Annotated in this window: 13 protein-coding genes; 4 read left to right on the top strand and 9 right to left on the bottom strand. The window is 74.2% G+C overall.

Annotated features, from left to right (window positions below; translation table 11 throughout):
• Window positions 1-143: 143 nt before the first annotated feature.
• The 4 genes from hutI to hutU form a co-directional block, all read right to left on the bottom strand.
• Window positions 144-1,487, bottom strand: coding sequence for an imidazolonepropionase (gene hutI / locus IH54_RS0122065; protein ID WP_078862428.1), 1,344 nt, complete (start codon window positions 1,485-1,487; stop codon window positions 144-146).
• A gap of 74 nt (window positions 1,488-1,561) precedes the next feature.
• Window positions 1,562-2,989, bottom strand: coding sequence for a formimidoylglutamate deiminase (locus IH54_RS0122060; RefSeq protein WP_031519458.1), 1,428 nt, complete (start codon window positions 2,987-2,989; stop codon window positions 1,562-1,564).
• Window positions 2,965-4,161 (bottom strand): allantoate amidohydrolase, encoded by a 1,197-nt coding sequence (locus IH54_RS0122055; RefSeq protein WP_031519456.1) that lies wholly within the window; start codon window positions 4,159-4,161, stop codon window positions 2,965-2,967. Before IH54_RS0122055 ends, IH54_RS0122060 begins: the two co-directional genes overlap by 25 nt.
• A gap of 104 nt (window positions 4,162-4,265) precedes the next feature.
• Complete coding sequence (hutU, locus tag IH54_RS0122050) at window positions 4,266-5,927, bottom strand: urocanate hydratase (protein WP_031519454.1); 1,662 nt, start codon at window positions 5,925-5,927, stop codon at window positions 4,266-4,268.
• A 130-nt stretch (window positions 5,928-6,057) separates the two neighbouring features.
• Between hutU and IH54_RS0122045 the strand changes: the two genes are divergently transcribed.
• The gene (locus tag IH54_RS0122045; RefSeq protein ID WP_234343697.1) at window positions 6,058-7,398 is read left to right on the top strand and encodes a diaminopimelate decarboxylase; all 1,341 of its coding nucleotides are present in this window, start codon (window positions 6,058-6,060) and stop codon (window positions 7,396-7,398) included.
• Between the two features lie 13 nt (window positions 7,399-7,411).
• Here the strand turns inward: IH54_RS0122045 and IH54_RS0122040 are convergent, their stop codons facing one another.
• The 4 genes from IH54_RS0122040 to IH54_RS0122025 form a co-directional block, all read right to left on the bottom strand.
• On the bottom strand, window positions 7,412-7,951 hold the full coding sequence (locus IH54_RS0122040) for a hypothetical protein (RefSeq protein ID WP_031519450.1): 540 nt from the start codon (window positions 7,949-7,951) through the stop codon (window positions 7,412-7,414).
• A gap of 259 nt (window positions 7,952-8,210) precedes the next feature.
• Window positions 8,211-9,104 (bottom strand): MurR/RpiR family transcriptional regulator, encoded by an 894-nt coding sequence (locus IH54_RS0122035; protein WP_052397736.1) that lies wholly within the window; start codon window positions 9,102-9,104, stop codon window positions 8,211-8,213.
• Window positions 9,105-9,434: 330 nt separating this feature from the next.
• Window positions 9,435-11,636, bottom strand: a complete 2,202-nt coding sequence (locus IH54_RS0122030) for an MMPL family transporter (RefSeq protein WP_043181849.1) — start codon at window positions 11,634-11,636, stop codon at window positions 9,435-9,437.
• A 244-nt stretch (window positions 11,637-11,880) separates the two neighbouring features.
• Window positions 11,881-13,251, bottom strand: a complete 1,371-nt coding sequence (locus IH54_RS0122025) for an AMP-binding protein (protein WP_031519444.1) — start codon at window positions 13,249-13,251, stop codon at window positions 11,881-11,883.
• Between the two features lie 90 nt (window positions 13,252-13,341).
• Here IH54_RS0122025 and IH54_RS0122020 point away from each other — a divergent pair, with 90 nt between their 5' ends.
• Window positions 13,342-13,755, top strand: coding sequence for a hypothetical protein (locus IH54_RS0122020; RefSeq protein ID WP_031519442.1), 414 nt, complete (start codon window positions 13,342-13,344; stop codon window positions 13,753-13,755).
• Between the two features lie 382 nt (window positions 13,756-14,137).
• On the opposite strand, the gene IH54_RS0122015 is transcribed toward IH54_RS0122020, so the two are convergent.
• Window positions 14,138-15,526 carry a cystathionine beta-synthase gene (locus IH54_RS0122015; protein ID WP_031519439.1) on the bottom strand — a complete coding sequence of 463 codons (1,389 nt, stop codon included), beginning with the start codon at window positions 15,524-15,526 and terminating at the stop codon, window positions 14,138-14,140.
• 217 nt (window positions 15,527-15,743) lie between these two features.
• Between IH54_RS0122015 and IH54_RS0122010 the strand changes: the two genes are divergently transcribed.
• On the top strand, window positions 15,744-16,841 hold the full coding sequence (locus IH54_RS0122010; RefSeq protein WP_078862427.1) for an SGNH/GDSL hydrolase family protein: 1,098 nt from the start codon (window positions 15,744-15,746) through the stop codon (window positions 16,839-16,841).
• 204 nt (window positions 16,842-17,045) lie between these two features.
• Window positions 17,046-18,266 carry an acetyl-CoA C-acetyltransferase gene (locus IH54_RS0122005; RefSeq protein ID WP_031519436.1) on the top strand — a complete coding sequence of 407 codons (1,221 nt, stop codon included), beginning with the start codon at window positions 17,046-17,048 and terminating at the stop codon, window positions 18,264-18,266.
• Window positions 18,267-18,474: the final 208 nt, after the last annotated feature.

Genomic DNA, 18,474 nt, shown 5'->3' with positions numbered 1-18,474 from the left:
CGGCCCGTCGGGGAGTGACCGGCCGGACCGTCTGCGTGATCGCGTCCTGTCGCGTCAGGTCGCCTTGGCGCGCGTCGTGCACACGACGGGTACGACGCGCGTCACGTCCTGCGTCGTACCCGTCACGTCACGCGTCGGGCGCGTCACGCACGGAATCCCGTGCCGCCGAGCGCGGGCGAGACGTACCGCAGTGCGCCCGCTTTCCACACCGCCGCCGCCAGCGGTACCCCGGGGCGGTAGGCGAGGTGCACGTGGCTGGGCGCGTCGAGCAGCAGCAGGTCGGCGCGCGCGCCGACGGCGATCCGGCCGACGTCGGTACGCCGCAGGGCGCGCGCGCCGCCGTACGTCGCCGCGTGCACCGCCTCGTCCGGGGTCATGCCCATGTCCCGCACCGCGACCGCGACGCAGAAGGGCATGGACGTGGTGAAGGACGAGCCCGGGTTGCAGTCCGTGGAGAGCGCCACGGCCACGCCCGCGTCCAGCAGCCGCCGCGCGTCCGGGTAGCGGGCGCGGGTGGAGAACTCGGCGCCCGGCAGCAGCGTGGCCACGGTGGTGTCCGCGGCGCTCGCGAGCGCGTCCACGTCGGCGTCCGTCAGGTGCGTGCAGTGGTCGGCCGAGGCCGCGCCCAGCTCCACCGCCAGCCGCACGCCGGGGCCGGGGCCCAGCTGGTTGGCGTGCACGCGCGGGACCAGGCCGCGCGCGGCGCCCGCGGTGAGCACCGCGCGGGCCTGGTCGCCGTCGAAGGCGCCGCGCTCGCAGAAGACGTCGATCCAGCGGGCGTGCGGCGCGCACGCGTCCAGCATCTCGCCGGTGACCAGGGCGACGTAGCCGTCCGGGTCGGCGGCGAACTCCGGCGGGACGACGTGCGCGCCCAAGTACGTGACCTCGTCGGTGTGCCGGGCGGCGACCGCGAGCGCGCGCGCCTCGTCACGGGTCGTCAGGCCGTAGCCGGACTTGGTCTCCTGGGTCGTCGTGCCCTGCCGCAGCGCCTCGCCGAGGAGGCGTTCGAGGGTTGCGGCGAGCTCGGCGTCGTCGGCCGCGCGGGTCGCGGCGACGGTCGTGCGGATGCCGCCAGCGGTGTAGGGGCGGCCGGCCGTCCGGGCCGCGAACTCCGCGCCCCGGTCGCCCGCGAAGAGCAGGTGGGAGTGGGAGTCGACGAAGCCCGGGAGCAGGGCCCGGCCGCCCGCGTCGAGGCGGTTGTCGGTGGGGGGTGCTTTGCTGGAGGGACCGAGCCAGGCGATGCGGCCGCCGTCGATCACGACCGCCGCCGGGCCGGGGAGGAGTCCGAGGGCGGCGAGCGAGCCGTCGCCCGTGGCCGCGGCGAGGGAGGGATCGTTGGTGAGCAGGCTGCCGATGCCGGTGACGAGCGTGCTGGGCGCGGATGCCGGGGCGGGCGCGGCCCCGGGTGCCGCCGGGTGGGCGCTGCTCGCGGGGGTGGCCGCGTGCGCCGGCGTCGCCGGGTCCTCCGCGGTGCCGCTGCTGGTCATCGTGGGTGCTCTCGCCGTCGTCGGGGGCCCGGGTGCCGCCCGGGCCGCGGGGGTTCGGGCCGTACGGGCCGCGGTCAGTGGCGCAGGGCGCCGATCGCCGCGGCGAGGGAGCCGGGTACGTCCTGGACGAGCTGGTGCCGCCCGTCGCGTACGACGTGCCGGCCGCCCACCACGGTGTGCCGTACGTCGGCGGCCGTGGCTGCGAATACGGCCGCCTCGCCGGCCAGCCGGGGCGGCGGGCCCGCGGTCCGCACGGTGTCCAGCGCGATCGTCGTGAAGTCGGCGAGCGCGCCCGGCTCCAGCCGGCCCGCGTCGGGCCAGCCCAGGCTCGCGTGACCGTCGTCGGTCGCCGCGCGGAGCAACTGGGCCGCGGTCCAGTGGCCGCGGGTGCGGGCCTGCAGGCGCTCGTTCATCTCGACCGCGCGCGCCTCCTCGAAGAGGTCGATCACGGCGTGGCTGTCGCTGCCCAGGCTCATCCGGCAGCCGGCGCGGCGCAGTTGCGGCGCCGGGCCGATGCCGTCGGCGAGGTCCCGTTCGGTGGTGGGGCACATGCACACGGTGCCGCCGCCGGTGCCGAGCAGCGCGATGTCGCCCGCGGTCAGGTGCGTGGCGTGGACGGCGGTGGTGTTGGGGCGCCAGAAGCCGTTGTCGGCGAGCAGCCGGGCCGGGGTGCGGCCGTGCAGCAGCGTGCAGGCCTGGTTCTCCGCGGTCTGCTCGGACAGGTGGATGTGCACGGGCACGTCCGCGGTGCGCTCGGCGAAGAGCCGGTAGCCGTCGCGGTCGGAGAAGGCGCGCACCGAGTGCACCGCGGCGCCGACCTTGGCGTGGCCCTCGCCCTTGAGCCGCGACCAGCGGTCGTACCAGCGGTCGGCGGTGCCGTCGCCGAAGCGCCGCTGCACGCCCTCCAGCGGGCGGTATCCGGTGCGGGTGAAGCCGCCGTGCAGGTAGGCGGTGTCGAGCAGGGTGATCCGGATGCCCGCCTCGCCCGCGGCGGCGATCAGCGCCTCGCCCATGGCGTTGGGGTTGGCGTACGGGGTGCCGTCGGGCTGGTGGTGGAGGTAGTGGAATTCGCCGACGCAGGTGATGCCGGCGAGGGCCATCTCGGCGTAGACGGCGCGGGCGAGGGCGAAGTAGCTGTCGGGGTCGAGCGCGCCCGCGACGTCGTACATGACGTCGCGCCAGCTCCAGAAGGAGGTGGGCGCCGAGCGCGCTCCCGTAACGCCCGAGCCGCTGCCCGCGCCGCCGCCGGGTGCCGTGCCGGGGCGGGCGCCGATCTGGGCGACGCCGCGCAGGGCGCGGTGGAAGGCGTGGCTGTGGGCGTTGGCCAGGCCCGGCAGGGTCAGGCCGCGCAGCGCCGTCGCGCCGGCCGGCGGGTGGTCGACGCCGGTGCGGACCTCGGCGATCCGGTCGTCGGCCACGGTCAGGAGGATGGCGGGCGCGGTGTGTGTGCCGAGCCAGGCGTTTTCCAGCCAGTACGTCACCTGCACGCGAGACCTTCCCATACGTCGGCGAGGGCGGACACTCCGGCGGCGCAGTCGTCCTCGGCGGCGTGTTCGGCCGGGGAGTGCGAGACGCCTGTGGGGTTGCGTACGAACAGCATGGCGGTCGGAAGGGCCGCGGAGAGGATTCCGGCGTCGTGTCCCGCGCCGGTGGGCAGAACGGGTACCGGCGCACCCCCTCCGAGCAGGGCGGCAAGCCGGTCGCGCAGCTCGTGTGCGAATTCCACCACGGGGGTGAACGATTCGCGGGTGACGCCCACCCGCACCCCGTCGCGCGCCCCGCGCTCCGCCGCCGCCTGCTCGATCGCGGCGACGACGGCGGCCAGGGTCTCCTCGTCGGGGGCGCGCGAGTCGAGCCAGCCGCGGACGAGCGAGGCGACGGCGTTGACGCCGTTCGGCTCGACGGCGACCTTGCCGAAGGTCGCGAGCGCGCCCGCCAGCCGGGCCTTCTTGCGCGCGGCGAGCACGGTGGTGGCGTACGTCAGCATCGGGTCGCGGCGGTCCTCCAGTCGGGTGGTACCCGCATGGTTGGCCTCGCCTCGGAAGTCGAAGCGCCAGCGGCCGTGCGGCCAGATCGCCGAAGCCACCCCGACCGGCTCGCCCACCAGGTCCAGCGCCCGGCCCTGCTCGACGTGCAGTTCGACGAAGGCGCCGATGCGGGCGAGGCGTTCGGGGTCGGCCCCGATCGCGTCCGGGTCCTGCCCGGCGCGCTCCATCGCCTGCGCGAGCGTCACGCCGTCCGCGCCGGTGAGCGCGCGGGCGTCGGCCGGGGCCAGCTGACCGGCCGCCAGCCGGGAGCCGACGCAGGCGAGCCCGAAGCGGGCGCCCTCCTCGTCGGTGAAGTTGACGATCCCCAGCGGGCGCCGCGGCCGGGCGCCGCGGGCGTGCAGCGCGTCGAGGGCGGCGAAGGCGGAGACCACGCCGAGTGGGCCGTCGAAGGCGCCGCCGTCCGGCACGGAGTCCAGGTGCGAGCCGGTGACGACGGCGTCGCCCGCGGCCGGGTCGCCGAGCCAGGCCCACTGGTTGCCGTTGCGGTCGGTCTCGTACGCCAGCCCGCGCGCGGCTGCCTGCGCGCGGAACCAGGCGCGGCAGTCGGCGTCGGCGGGCGTCCAGGCGTGCCGCCGGTAGCCGCCGGAGGGGGCGTGCCGGCCGATCCGGGCGAGGTCGCGCCACATGGTCTGGAAGCCGTCGCCGGTGCGCGGGCCCGCGTCCGTGCCGCCCGGCGCTGCGTCAGCCCCGCCCGGCGCCGGGTCCGCGCCCGGCTCCCGCGGTCCGCCGGTCACGCGGACGCCTCGCGCATCGGGACGCGCACCCCGCGCTGCCCGGCGACGTCCTCGGCCTGCTCGTACCCGGCGTCGACATGGCGGATGACACCCATGCCGGGGTCGTTGGTGAGCACCCGGCGGATCTTCTCGCCGGCCAGCGCGGTGCCGTCGGCGACGGTGACCTGCCCGGCGTGGATGCTGCGGCCGATGCCGACGCCGCCGCCGTGGTGGATCGACACCCAGGACGCGCCGGAGGCGACGTTGACCATGGCGTTGAGCAGCGGCCAGTCGGCGACGGCGTCGGAGCCGTCGCGCATCGCCTCGGTCTCCCGGTAGGGGGAGGCGACCGAACCGCAGTCCAGGTGGTCGCGGCCGATCACGACCGGGGCCTTGAGGGTGCCGTCGGCGACCATCTCGTTGAAGCGCTCGCCGGCCTTGTCGCGCTCGCCGTAGCCGAGCCAGCAGATGCGGGCGGGCAGGCCCTGGAAGTGGACGCGCTCGCCGGCCAGCCGGATCCAGCGGGCCAGCGACTCGTTCTCCGGGAAGAGGTCGAGGATCGCGCGGTCGGTGGCGTGGATGTCGGCCGGGTCGCCGGACAGCGCCGCCCAGCGGAAGGGGCCCTTGCCCTCGCAGAAGAGCGGGCGGATGTAGGCGGGGACGAAGCCGGGGAAGGCGAAGGCCCGCTCGTACCCGGCGAGTTTCGCCTCGCCGCGGATGGAGTTGCCGTAGTCGAAGACCTCGGCGCCCGCGTCCTGGAAGCCGACCATGGCCTCGACGTGCCGGGCCATCGACGTACGGGCGCGCTCGGTGAACTCGGCGGGCTTCTCGGCGGCGTAGTCCGCCATGTCGGCGAGGTCCACGCCGAGCGGCAGGTACGCCAGCGGGTCGTGGGCGGAGGTCTGGTCGGTGACGATGTCGATCGGCGCGTTCATGGCCAGCAGCCGCGGCAGCACGTCGGCGGCGTTGCCGAGCAGGCCGATCGACAGCGGCCGGCGCGCGTCGCGGGCCTCGGTGGCGAGCCGCAGCGCGTGGTCGAGGTCGTCGGCGCGGACGTCGAGGTAGCGGTGGGCGATTCGCCGCTCGACGGCCCACGGGTCGCAGTCGACGCACAGGGCGACGCCGCCGTTCATGGTGACGGCGAGCGGCTGCGCGCCGCCCATGCCGCCGAGCCCCGCGGTGAGGGTGACGGTGCCGGCCAGGGTGCCGCCGAAGCGCTTGGCCGCGACCGCGGCGAAGGTCTCGTAGGTGCCCTGGAGGATGCCCTGGGTGCCGATGTAGATCCACGAACCGGCGGTCATCTGCCCGTACATGGTCAGGCCGAGGGCTTCGAGGCGGCGGAACTCCTCCCAGGTGGCCCAGTCGCCGACCAGGTTGGAGTTGGCGATCAGCACGCGCGGCGCCCACTCGTGGGTCTGCATGACGCCGACCGGACGGCCGGACTGCACGAGCATCGTCTCGTCCTCTTTGAGGCCGCGCAGGGTGCGGACCATCGCGTCGAACGACGCCCAGTCGCGCGCGGCCTTGCCGCTGCCGCCGTAGACGACCAGCCGGTCGGGGTGCTCGGCCACCTCGGGGTCGAGGTTGTTCTGCAGCATGCGCAGCGCGGCTTCCTGCTGCCAGCCCAGCGCGCTCATCTCCGTACCGCGCGGTGCGCGTACCGGCCTCGGTCCCGTCATCGGTGCGGCCTCCTCGTCACGACACTGCCCACGTCATTGAATATTCACATCCTCGGGTGCTGAATAGCCCTAGTCAACAAGGCGGCGGGGCGCTGGCGGCGGCGGGCCCGGGGGTGGTGGGATGGCGCCCATGACGGACGAGGCGAGGCAGGCCGCCGAACAGGCGGCGGAACGGCGGAGCGGGGCGCTGCGGGCGGCGGTGGCGCGCCGGCTGGTGAGCGAGGAGCAGCCGGTGGTCGGGCTGCTGGACACCGCGGGCGTCCGGCGGTCGGCGACCGCGCTGCACGCGGCCTTCGCCACGCCCGGGGTGGCCGTGCAGCACACCTTCGCGGTCAAGGCGGCGTCCCTGGTGCCGGTTCTGGGCCTGCTGCGGGAGTACGGGCTCGGCGCGGAGGTGGCCAGCCCCGGAGAGCTCGCCCTCGCCCGGGCCGCGGGCATCCCGCCGGCGATGACCGTGCTGGACTCCCCGGCCAAGAGCACCGCCGAGCTGCGCGAGGCGCTGGCGCTCGGCATCGCCGTCAACGCCGACAACCCCGAGGAACTCGCCCGCATCGACGCGCTGCTGGCCGCCGCCCCGTCCGCCTCGCCCCTGGGCCTGCGGGTCAACCCGCAGGTCGGCGGCGGCAGCATCGACGCGATGAGCACCGCGACAGCCACCTCCAAGTTCGGCGTGGCGCTGCGCGACCCGGGCGCCGAGGAGTGGGTGCTGCGCAGCTACGCCGAGCGGCCGTGGCTGACCCGGCTGCACACCCACACCGGCTCCCAGGGCGTGCCGCTGCCGCTCATGGCGGCGGGCGTGCGGGCGGCGTACGACCTCGCCGAGCGCATCAACGCCGCCGCCGGACGGCAGCAGGTCACGACCCTCGACATCGGCGGCGGGCTGCCCGTCGACTTCACCTCGGATGCGACCGACCCCACCTTCGGCGCCTACGCGGACCTGCTGCGCGCCGAGGTGCCGGGCCTCTTCGACGGGCGCTACGGCATCGTCACCGAGTTCGGCCGCTCGCTGCTGGCCAAGCACGGCACGGTGCTGGCCCGCGTCGAATACGCCAAGTCCGCCGGCGGGCGGCCCATCGCCGTCACACACGCGGGCGCCCAGGTCGCCACCCGGACGGTCTTCGCGCCGGACGCGTGGCCGCTGCGCGTCCTCGCCCTCGACCCGCAGGGGCGGCCCAAGACCGGCGAGCCCGTCGTCCAGGACGTCGCCGGGCCCTGCTGCTTCGCGGGCGACCTGGTCGCCCGCGGCCGCGCCCTGCCGCTGCTGGCCGCGGGCGACCACGTCGCGCTGCTGGACACCGGGGCCTACTACTTCTCGACCCACTTCGCCTACAACGCGCTCCCCCGCCCCGCCGTCTGGGCCTACGCCGGCGAGCCCGGCGCCGAGCCCGGCTTCGCACCGGTCCGCGCCGCGCAGACCCTGGACGAGCTACTCGCCGAGAGCGGCGCCGCCCTCCCGCCGCTCCAGCCCTGAGCCCGGCCCGGCCTCAGCGGCGGCGGCCGCCGCCGGGCAGGGCGTCGCCCGCCGCGAGACCGGTCAGCTGGTAGGCGGCGGGGTCGCCGTCGGGCCGCACCCACAGCAGCGCGTCCCGGCCCCGCTCGACCCGGGCTATTCGCAGCGCCCGCGCGAGGAGCCCCGCGCCCGCCCCTGCCAGCAGCATCCCGCCCGCGCAGGGCAGCCCCGCCGACGAGCCCAGCGCGACCACGAAGGCGAGCAGCAGCCACCGGCGGCGGTGCCGCAGCCAGGCCCGCGCGGTCACCTTGCGGTCCTGGAGGAAGACCGTCTTCGCCGCCCGGCTCGCCGCCCGCGCCCGCGCCTCGGCCCGGCCGCCGCGTACGAAGAACACGGCGAACGCGGCCACGACGAACAGCGCCGCCCCGGCCATCACCCCGATCCGCCGCCCGGTGGGGCTGAAGGTCACCGCCGTGCCGGGCGCCGCCGCGACGACCCCCAGCCACCACAGCCACACCCCCGCGGTCCGCACCGTCACGGCCACCCGCGCCAATGTGTAGGCCCCGCGCACCACGTCACACCTCCTCTTCCGCCGGCCCGTCCGCCACGCGCCGTCCGCCGCGGCCGGCCCACGGCGTCGCATGCCAGGTGGACGGGAGATTACTTCGGGATTCTCAGATTTTCGTTAAGACGGATGTTTACGCCCGCGACAGCCACCCCCACCCGGCCGTCCGCACCGCACCGCACCGCACCGCACCGCACCGCACCGCACCGCACCGCACCGCACCGCACCGCACCGCACCGCACCGCACCGGCGAATGGTGCGGCCGGGGTCACTCCACGAACACCCCGCGCGCGGCGGCCCGCGCGTCGAACTCCTCCAGCCGCGCCTGCGCCTCCGGCAGCTCGTCGCACATCGCCTCCAGCAGCGCCCGGCCGAGCAGCATCGGCGCGCACGCGGTGTCGAAGGCCAGGCCCGTCCCGACCGCCGCCGGCAGCAGCAGGTCGCTGTGCGCGGCGACGGGCGCGAACGCGCTGTCCGCCACGGTCACGACGGTGAGCCCCGCCCCGCCGGCGTACGCCAGCGCCTCGACGACCTCCCGCGGATGCCGCGGCAGCGCGAAGCACAGCAGCGCGCTCGCCCCTGCCCGCACGGCCGCGTCGATGCGGTCGGCGAGCACCGTGCCGCCCTCGTCCAGCAGCCGCACGTCCGGGTGCACCTTGGCGGCGAAGTACGCGAAGCCTCCCGCCTGCGCACCCGCCGCGCGCAGCCCCAGCACGGGCAGCGGGACCGACGCGGCCAGCAGCGCCCCGGCCCGGGCGACCGGTGCGGGATCGGCGAGCAGCGCCGCGAGATGCCGCAGGTTCTCGATCTCGGCGTGCACGGCCTGCTGGTACTCGTTGCCGCCCGCCGCGTCCTGCGCGGTGGAGGAGGCCGGCGGCACCTCCCGCAGATGCCGCCGCAGCGCGGGGTAGCCGTCGAAGCCCAGAGCCACCGCGAAGCGCGTCACGGACGGCTGGCTGACGCCCGCGAGTTCGGCTACCTCCACGCTGGACAGGAAGGGCGCGTCCACCGCCCGCCGCACCAGGCAGTGCGCGATCCGCCGCTGGGTCGGTGTCAGCCGGTGCGCCTCGAAGAGCTTCAGCAGCCGGCCCGCCGCGCTCTCGCCGCCCGCCCCCGCCGTGCCCGCGAGGCCGCCGTCGCCCGCGGCCGTGCCGCCGCTCATGCTCCGCCGCTCATCTGCCGCCGCTCGTCATGTCGCCACTGCCCATCCCCGACCCCTTCGCCGGCCTCCTATTCACCGATCCCTGACTTTGCATGACCGTATGCATTCCGGCAAGGCCCGCGCCCGCCCCACCCGGTCTCTCCGGCGCCGGTGCCACCGCCGGCTCCCTCCTCGTCTCACCCCCTTCGCACGACCGACCACCCTCTCCCTCGCTCTCCGTCATCGATCGACCACTGCCTGCTGCCTCAGCGTAACCGAAAGGGCCGGACAGGTGATCGACACCTGTCCGGCCCTGTGGATAACTCGGCTACCGCCGTTGAAACCCGCAGCTCAGCGCCTCCCGGGCGCGTCAAGCTCCGCGTCCTCGCGGCCGCCGGAGCCGCCCGGACCGCCCGATCCGCCGAGGCCCCCGGAACCGGTCCCCGTCCCCGCGGACTTCGCGGCCCGGTCGGCGTGCCCCGGCCACCACGCCGCGTGCCCGATGAGCGCCGTGAGGCTCGGCGTGAAGAACATCGCCATCACGAAGGCGGCCATCACGATGCCGAAGGCGACCGTGAAGCCCATCTGCGTGAGGAAGGAGTTCCCGGAGAGCATCAGCGTCGCGAAGGTCGCCGCGAGGATCACGCCCGCCGCGCCGACCGTCGGGCCGGCGTGCTTGAGCGCCTCGGCCGCCGCTTCACGCGGGTTGCGGCCCTCGCGGGCCTCCTCCCTGAGCCGGGCGATCATCAGGATGTTGTAGTCCGTGCCGATGGCGACGACGAACAGGTACATGATGATCGGCAGCATGAAGATCAGCCCGTCGCCCCGCCCGAACAGCAGCACCGTCGTTCCGAGGGTGGCGCCGAAGCCGAGGCCGACGGACGCGATCAGGTACCAGGGCGCGACCACGCTGCGCAGCAGCAGACCCAGGATCACCATGATCAGGATGGCGGCCACCGGGAAGACCGTGCGGTAGTCGTGGTTGACGGCCGCGTTGATGTCCTTGAAGACCGACGAGGTGCCGCCGACGAAGGCCTGCGTCCCGGGCGGCGCGTTGTCGTGCGCGACGCTCCGGATGCCGTCGACCGCGTCGATCGCCTTGTCGCTGGCCGCCTCGTACTTCAGCGTGACCGTGAAGTTGGCGGTGGTGCCCGCCTTGTTCAGGTCGCTCGCCTTGTCGAAGCTGACGGCCGCGACACCCTCGGCCTTGCTCAGCTCGTCGCTGTACGCGGAGAGGTCCGCGGGCAGCGGCTTGCCGTTCGTGCTGTTGAGGTAGACGTTGGTCGGCTCGGCCGCACCGGCGGAGTAGGCCTTGGCCAGGGTGTCCTGGACGACCATCGACTCCTTGGTCTTCGGGATCGAGCCGGAGGCCAGGTCGTAGGACGCCTTGTAGCCCAGCGTGCCGATCGTCAGCAGCAGCATCACCAGGCCGGACACGAGCGCGACCATGCCGGACTTGCGCCCGACGAGCCGGCCGACCGCCGCGAAGCGGGTGCCCGTGGGCTCGTGCTGCCACTTCTGGCCGGGCCAGAACAGCACGCGGACCGGGATCAGCGAGCACACCGCGGGGAAGAGCGTCAGACCGGCGATCAGCGTGACCGCGACGAGGATGGCCAGGGCCGGGCCGAGCTGGGTGAGGAAGCCCAGCGTCGACAGGGCCAGGGCGCAGAAGGCGATGATCACCGCGCCGGCCGCGGAGGCGATGGCCTCACCGACCCTGGTGACGCTGTTGATCATCGCTTCCTTGGGTTCGTCACCCGCCCTCAGCCGCTCCCGGTAGCGGAACATCAGGAAGAGGAAGTAGTCGGTACCGACCCCCAGCACCACCACGATGAGCAGTGCCGAGATCGAGCTGTTGGCCTGGAGCCCGAAGATCTTGGTGGCGTCGGCGATCAGTGCGTTGGAGACGGTGAAGACGACGCCGATGAGCAGCACCAGCGGCATGATCGCGATCAGCGGCGAGCGGAAGATGATCGACAGCGTGACGATGATGATCAGCAGCGAGCCGAACAGCGCGACCGCGTCGGACGTCTTCCCGGCGTCCTGCTGGTCCAGGTTCTGCGCGGCCTGACCGCCCACCTGGACCTTGAGCGCGGTGCCCTTGGCCAGGTCGGTGGAGTCCGCGCGCAGCGCCTTCGCGGCGTCGGCCTGCTTGGGCTGGCCCGCCGACTTCTTGTCCATCTGGACGTAGGCGGTGGTGTACTTGCCGTCCTTGGACGAGGTGCCGGCGACGACCTTCTGGACCTGGTCGATCTTCTTGCCGCCCAGGTCCTTGGTGATCCGGGAGATGTCGGCCTGGTCGGTCCTGGTCAGCTTGCCGCCGTCCTCGCGCTGGTAGAGCACGATCGCGGCAGGGGTGAAGGCCTGGGGAAATGCCTTCTCCTGGAGGTCCATGGCCTTGATGGACTCGTAGCTGCTCGGCAGGAAGCTGCTCTCGTCGCTGTTGGACGGAAGGCTCGGGGCCGTCGCGATGATCGCGACGGCCGCGATGACCCACGCGACGACGGTCCATACGGGATGGCGGACGACTGTGCGTCCGATGCGGTGGAACATGCGGTGCTGCCTCCATGGCAGGACGTATCACCGCCACCCTTCGGAGCGGGACCGGGGTATCGGCGACCCGGACGGCCCAGGGAGGCCGTCCGGTGGAACGGGCAACGTTGTCTGTGGACTGAGCTTACTTGCCGCCCGGCAAGTGACAGGCACCGGGTGCCGGTCCGGACGCGCTCCCGGGTCGTCCGGCCGCAGCCGGACGGAGCGCGCCCTTCCGCTCGATCCGTCCCCCACGTCTACCTGGTCAGGCCGGGGGCAGCAAGCGCTTTTGGGGCTTGCCCATCGCGTTGCGCGGCAGTTCGGCGAGGAAGCACACCGTTCGCGGCCGCTTGTGCACCGACAGCCGCGCGGCCACGAAGTCCGTGAGCTCCGTGGCGCTCACGCCGTCCGCCACGACATAGGCCACGATCTGCTGCCCCAGGTCCGGGTGCGGGGCGCCGACGACGGCCGCCTCGCGTACAGCGGGGTGGTCCAGCAGCGCGTTCTCCACCTCGCCCGCGCCGATCCGGTAGCCGCCGGACTTGATGAGGTCGGTCGAGGCGCGGCCGACGATGCGGTGCGTGCCGTCCTCGCCGACCGCGGCGATGTCACCGGTGCGGAACCAGCCGTCGTCGGTGTACGAGGCCGCGGTCGCCTCGGGGCGGCCCAGGTAGCCGTCGAAGAGCGTGGGGCCCTGCACCTGGAGTTCGCCGATCCCGTCGGCGGACTCCGCCACCCGGGTGCGGATCCCGGCGACCGGGGTGCCGACCGCGCCCGGGGCACGCGGGCCGTCCGCCCGCGCGCTCACCGTGATCAGCGTCTCCGTCATGCCGTAGCGCTCCACCGGCTCGTGGCCGGTCAGCGCGCGCAAGGACCGGAAGACCGGCTCCGGCAACGGCGCGCTGCCTGACACCAGCAGCCGGGCGCCCGCCAGGGCGCGGGCCGCTTCCTCGTCGCGCGCCACGCGGTGCCAGACCGTCGGTACCCCGAAGTAGAGGCTGCCGCCCGCCGCCGCGTACGCCCCCGGAGCGGGCCGGCCGGTGTGCACCAGGCGGCTTCCGGTGCGCAGTGCCCCGAGCACCCCCAGCACCAGCCCGTGCACGTGGAAGAGCGGCAGCCCGTGCACCAGGGTGTCGTCCGCGGTCCATTGCCACGCCTGCGCAAGGGCGTCGAGATCCGCGGCAATGGCGCCGCGCGGGACCAGCACGCCCTTGGGCGGCCCGGTCGTCCCCGAGGTGTAGAGCACCAGGGCTGCCCCGCGGTACGGCGACGGGTCCGCGTCCGTGCGGGCCGCCGCGGCACCGGCGGCGGGGGCGAAGTCGGCGCGCTCGGCGAAGTCGACCGGCACCACTTCGGCGCCGGAGTCGCGCAGGATGTGCTCGCTCTCGGCGGGGCCCGCGTCGGGGGCGAGCGGGACGACCGGCACCCCGGCGAGCAGCCCGCCGACGACCGCGGCCACCGTCTCCAGCGACGCGGTGGCCCGCACCGCGAAGGCCGGGGCCCCCGCGACCCGCCGGGCGACCGCACCCGCCGCGCCGAGCAGCTCCTCGTACGAGCTGCTGCGCCCGTCGACGGTCACCGCGTCCGCCCGGTCCGTACCGCCGTGCAGGGCGGTCAGCAGCGGTGCGTCGGCCATGGCGGATCCTCCTGCGGGACGGCTTGCCCCCGGCGGATCCGGGGGCTAACCCCAGTGTGGCCCACGGCGCCCGCCGCCTACCGTGGGCACATGGACACCCGCGACCCGGAATTGACCAAGGAACTCTCCGCGACCTTGCAGGCCCGCAAGGACCTCGGAGCGGAGTACGAATCCGCGCTCGTCGACTCCTTCATCGAGAAGGTGTCGGACAGTATCGACAGCCGAGTCGAGCAGCGGGTCCGCCGCGAGCTGGCGCAGCAGCAGACGTCGTTCGCCCGCGCCGACCGCCGCCCGATCGGCCCGCCGCAGACCGGCCAGGCCTTCGCGCGCTACGGGTTCGCGGGCTTCACGCTGATCCTGGCGATCCCGCTGTCCGCGATCGCCGCGACGCAGGCCGGCACGGCGGGCCTGTTCATCAGCTGGGCGGGCATCGTGGGCGTGAACGTGGCGCAGGGTCTGGCGAGCGCGTGGACGAAGGCGAAGCCGTCGGGGGACGACGACTAGCCCGACCGGACGACTGCGCGAGGGGGTAGTCGCGGGGACCGCCGCACCCCCGGAGCGAGTCCGGAGGGCGGGACGACGGCGGTCCCCGCGAGGGACGCGAGCCGGGTCAGGACCGGGCTGTACGCGTCCGGGTCACCATGGAGTCCGGGAGCCGCTCCGGAAGTCCTTGGCGCCGTCTGGTGCCGTCCGGGTGGGGTGGCCGCCCGCCCTTCCGACATCCACCAATGTGCCGGACGCTTGTTAAGCGCGTGCTGCGCGGACGTGTCGCGGGTGTACCAGTTCCGCGAATCCCCGCCCCGGTCCGCCGGGACGGCCCCGCGGAGCCGTCCCGCACAGCCGTCCGCCACGGCCCCGGCCCGGCCGACGCCGGCCCGCCCCCGGGTCAGGCGGTGCCGTGCAGGGCGAGGAAGGCCAGCAGGTCCTGGCGGCTCACGACGCCCGTCGGCTTGCCCTCGACCAGCACGATCGCCGCGTCGGCCGCCTCCAGCACGGTCATCAGGTCGCCGACCGGCTCCCCTGAGCCCACCTGCGGCAGCGGCCGGCACATGTGCTTGTCCAGCGGGTCGTCCAGGTTCGCGGCCTTGGTGAACAGCGCGTGCAGCAGGTCGCGCTCCACGACCGAGCCGACCACCTCCGCGGCCATCACGTCCGGGTGGCCCGCGCCCGGCTTGACCACCGGCATCTGCGACACGCCGTATTCGCGCAGGACCTCGATGGCCTGGCCGACCGTCTCGTCCGGGTGCATGTGCACCAGCTGCGGCATGCCGCCCTCCTTGTGCGCCAGGACGTCGGCGACGCGCGCCTCGCCCTCGCCCTCGTCGAGGAAGCCGTGCGAGCTCATCCACTCGTCGCTGAAGATCTTCGAGAGGTAGCCGCGCCCGCTGTCCGGCAGCAGTACCACCACGACGTCGTCGGGGCCGAGCCGTTCGGCGACCTTCAGGGCCGCGACGACCGCCATCCCGCACGAGCCGCCGACCAGCAGCCCCTCCTCGCGGGCCAGCCGCCGGGTCATCTGGAAGGAGTCCTTGTCGGAGACGGCCACGATCTCGTCGGCCACCCCCCGGTCGTATGCCTCGGGCCAGAAGTCCTCGCCCACCCCCTCGACCAGGTACGGCCGCCCGGAGCCGCCGCTGTAGACCGAGCCCTCCGGGTCGGCGCCGACCACCTGCACCCGGCCCTCGCTGACCTCCTTGAGGTAGCGGCCGGTGCCGGAGATGGTGCCGCCGGTGCCGACGCCCGCCACGAAGTGCGTGATCCGGCCGTCGGTCTGCCGCCACAGCTCGGGCCCGGTGGACTCGTAGTGCGACAGCGGGTTGTTGGGGTTGCTGTACTGGTCGGGCTTCCAGGCGTTCGGGGTCTCGCGCACCAGGCGGTCGGACACGTTGTAGTACGAGTCCGGGTGCTCGGGGTCGACGGCCGTCGGGCACACGACGACCTCGGCGCCGTACGCCCGCAGTACGTTGATCTTGTCGGTCGACACCTTGTCCGGGCAGACGAAGATGCAGCGGTAGCCCTTGCGCTGCGCGACCATGGCGAGGCCCACGCCCGTGTTGCCGGAGGTCGGCTCCACGATGGTGCCGCCCGGCTTCAGGTCGCCGCTGCGCTCGGCGGCCTCGATCATGCGCAGGGCGATGCGGTCCTTCACCGAACCGCCGGGGTTGAAGTACTCGACCTTCGCCAGGACGGTGGCCCTGACGCCTTCGGTCACGCTGCCGAGCCTCACCAGCGGGGTGTTGCCGACGAGGCTGATCATCGAGTCGTGAAACTGCACCGTAGTGTCTCCGGGTTCTCCGTCGTGGTGGAGGCCAGCCTAGGGGGCGGGACGCGCCCCGCCGGAGGTGAAACGTCGAAACGGCGCAACGGCGGCACGACCGGACGGCGGGGAAGGGCGCAACACGCACGGCGCGGACACCGTTGACGTTGCCGGAGGTGTCCTGCGGGGCAACACGTGAATGTACCGGCGAGTGGACAGGTGGTGAGCGGGCTCGATGTCGAGGGCGAGGGTGGCACGGCGGATCGCGGCGGCGGCAGCGGTCGGCGGGGGCGGGATCAGCCTGCTGGGCGGGGCGGCGGTCGGACTGGTGCTGGCGGAGGTCAGGCTGGCCAGACGGGTGGTCGGCGGCTCGGGGGACGTGCCCCCGCGGGCCGACGGCAGATACGGGTCGGCATTCGCGCGCCCCGGCGCCGAGCCGCCGCTGCGGCTGGTCCTGGCGGGCGACTCCACGGCCGCCGGGCAGGGCGTGCACCGCGCCGGCCAGACCCCGGGCGCGCTGCTCGCCTCGGGCCTGGCCGCGGTCGCCGAGCGGCCGGTGCGGCTGGTCACGGTCGCCCAGCCGGGCGCGCAGTCCGACGACCTGCCGCGCCAGGTGGAGCTGGTCCTCGAGTCCGGCACGGCGCCGCCGGACGTGGCGGTGATCATGATCGGCGCCAACGACGTCACCCACCGGATGCCGCTCGCCACCTCGGTGCGGCTGCTGGCGGACGCGGTACGGCAGTTGCGCGCCGCCGGCGTCGAGGTCGTGGTCGGCACCTGCCCGGACCTCGGCTCCGTCGAACCCGTCTACCAGCCGCTGCGCTGGCTGGCGCGCCGGCTGAGCCGGCAGCTGGCCGCGGCGCAGACCATCGCCGTGGTGGAGGCGGGCGGGCGTACGGTCTCGCTCGGCGACCTGCTGGGGCCGGAGTTCGAGGCGCGGCCGCGCGAGCTGTTCGGTCCGGACAACTACCACCCCTCCGCCGAGGGCTACGCGACCGCCGCGATGGCGGTGCTGCCGACGATGTGCGCGGCGCTGGGGATGTGGCCGCTGGCCGACGAGCGGCCGGACGCGCGGCGCGGCGAGGGCTTCCTGCCGGTGGCCCAGGCAGCGGCCGAGGCGGCCGGTACGGGCGGGACGGAGGTCACGGCGGCGCGGGACACGGCCGCGGGTCCCCGCGGGCGCTGGGCGCTCGTCAAACGGCGCCGGCGGCGGCCGCTGGAGCAGGAGCGGGAGGACGTTGCCGCGTCGGGCGGCGGGGGCGGGGACGGCGGGAACACCGGAGCCACCGCAACCGGCGGAGACGCAGCGGATGCCGCGGACCGGTCGGCGTAACCGCGGGCGCCGCGGGGTAGGGGTGGGGCGTCGGCGGGTAAGCAAGCGCTCAGAAAGTAGCCCGCATCACAGCGCCCGGCGGATGACGCATCGCGCTACGCACGGGTAACTTTCCAGTCGGCCCCCGCGTCCGGGACGCCGCACCGCCCGTACCGGCCCAGTCCGCGAAGTCCACAGCCGCAGCCCCGTCGAGGAGTGCCCGCGATGCCCGAAGCCGTCATCGTCTCCACCGCCCGTTCGCCCATCGGGCGCGCCTTCAAGGGATCGCTCAAGGAGCTGCGCCCCGACGACCTGGCCGCGACGATCATCCGTACCGCGCTGGACCGGATCCCGCAGCTGGACCCGCACGACATCGACGACCTGATGCTGGGCTGCGGCCTGCCCGGCGGCGAGCAGGGCTTCAACCTGGCAAGGATCGTCGCCGTCCAGATGGGCATGGACCACCTGCCGGGCTGCACCGTCACCCGCTACTGCTCCTCGTCGCTGCAGACCACCAGGATGGCGCTGCACGCCATCAGGGCGGGCGAGGGCGACGTCTTCGTCTCGGCGGGCGTGGAGATGGTCTCGCGCTTCGCGAAGGGCAACTCCGACTCCCTGCCCGACACCATGAACCCGGTCTTCGACGAGGCGATCGCCCGCACCGCCGAGCGCGCCGGGCAGAGCGGGGCCGGCTGGCACGACCCGCGCGAGGACGGCCTGCTGCCCGACGCGTACATCGCGATGGGGCAGACGGCGGAGAACCTGGCGGCGCTCAAGGGCATCACGCGCCGCGAGCAGGACGAATTCGGCGTCCGCTCGCAGAATCTGGCGGAAGAGGCCCTCAAGAACGGCTTCTGGGAGCGCGAGATCACCCCCGTGACGCTCCCTGACGGCACCGTGGTGGCCGCGGACGACGGCCCGCGGGCGGGAGTGACCATGGAGGGCGTCGCGGGCCTCAAGCCGGTCTTCCGGCCCGACGGCACCGTGACCGCGGGCAACTGCTGCCCGCTCAACGACGGCGCGGCGGCGCTGGTGGTCATGTCCGACACCAAGGCGCGCGAGCTGGGCATCACCCCGCTGGCCCGGGTCGTCTCCACCGGCGTCTCGGCGCTCTCCCCCGAGATCATGGGCTACGGCCCGGTGGAGGCCTCGCGGCAGGCGCTGCGGCGGGCCGGGATGTCCGTCGGCGACATCGACCTGGTCGAGATCAACGAGGCCTTCGCCGCCCAGGTCATCCCCTCCTACCGGGACCTGGGCATCGACCTGGACCGGCTCAACGTCAACGGCGGCGCCATCGCCGTCGGCCACCCCTTCGGCATGACCGGCGCCCGCATCACCGGCACGCTCGTCAACAGCCTGCAGTTCCACGACAAGCAGTTCGGCCTGGAGACCATGTGCGTGGGCGGCGGTCAGGGAATGGCCATGGTGATCGAGCGGCTTTCGTGACGCTCCGCAGCCGTCCGGCTCCGTAGCGCCCAGTTGTGACGTATGTCGCAGGCACCTTGCCCCCGGGATGTAATTTGTCCCGGGGGCATCGCGTTTACCCAGGTCAGACCGCCCCCGCCAAACCCGGACAGATCCCAGGAATCGCCCAAGTCATGACTTTCCGCACTGCAAGGGCCAGGGGTTTACCGGCACAGTGATGTGAGGGGAA

The organism is Streptomyces sp. NRRL F-5123, assembly GCF_000721495.1.
Taxonomy (GTDB): Bacteria; Actinomycetota; Actinomycetes; order Streptomycetales; family Streptomycetaceae; genus Actinacidiphila.
The sequence above is the reverse complement of the archived record's forward strand: the minus strand, read 5'-3'. Positions and strand labels throughout refer to the sequence as shown.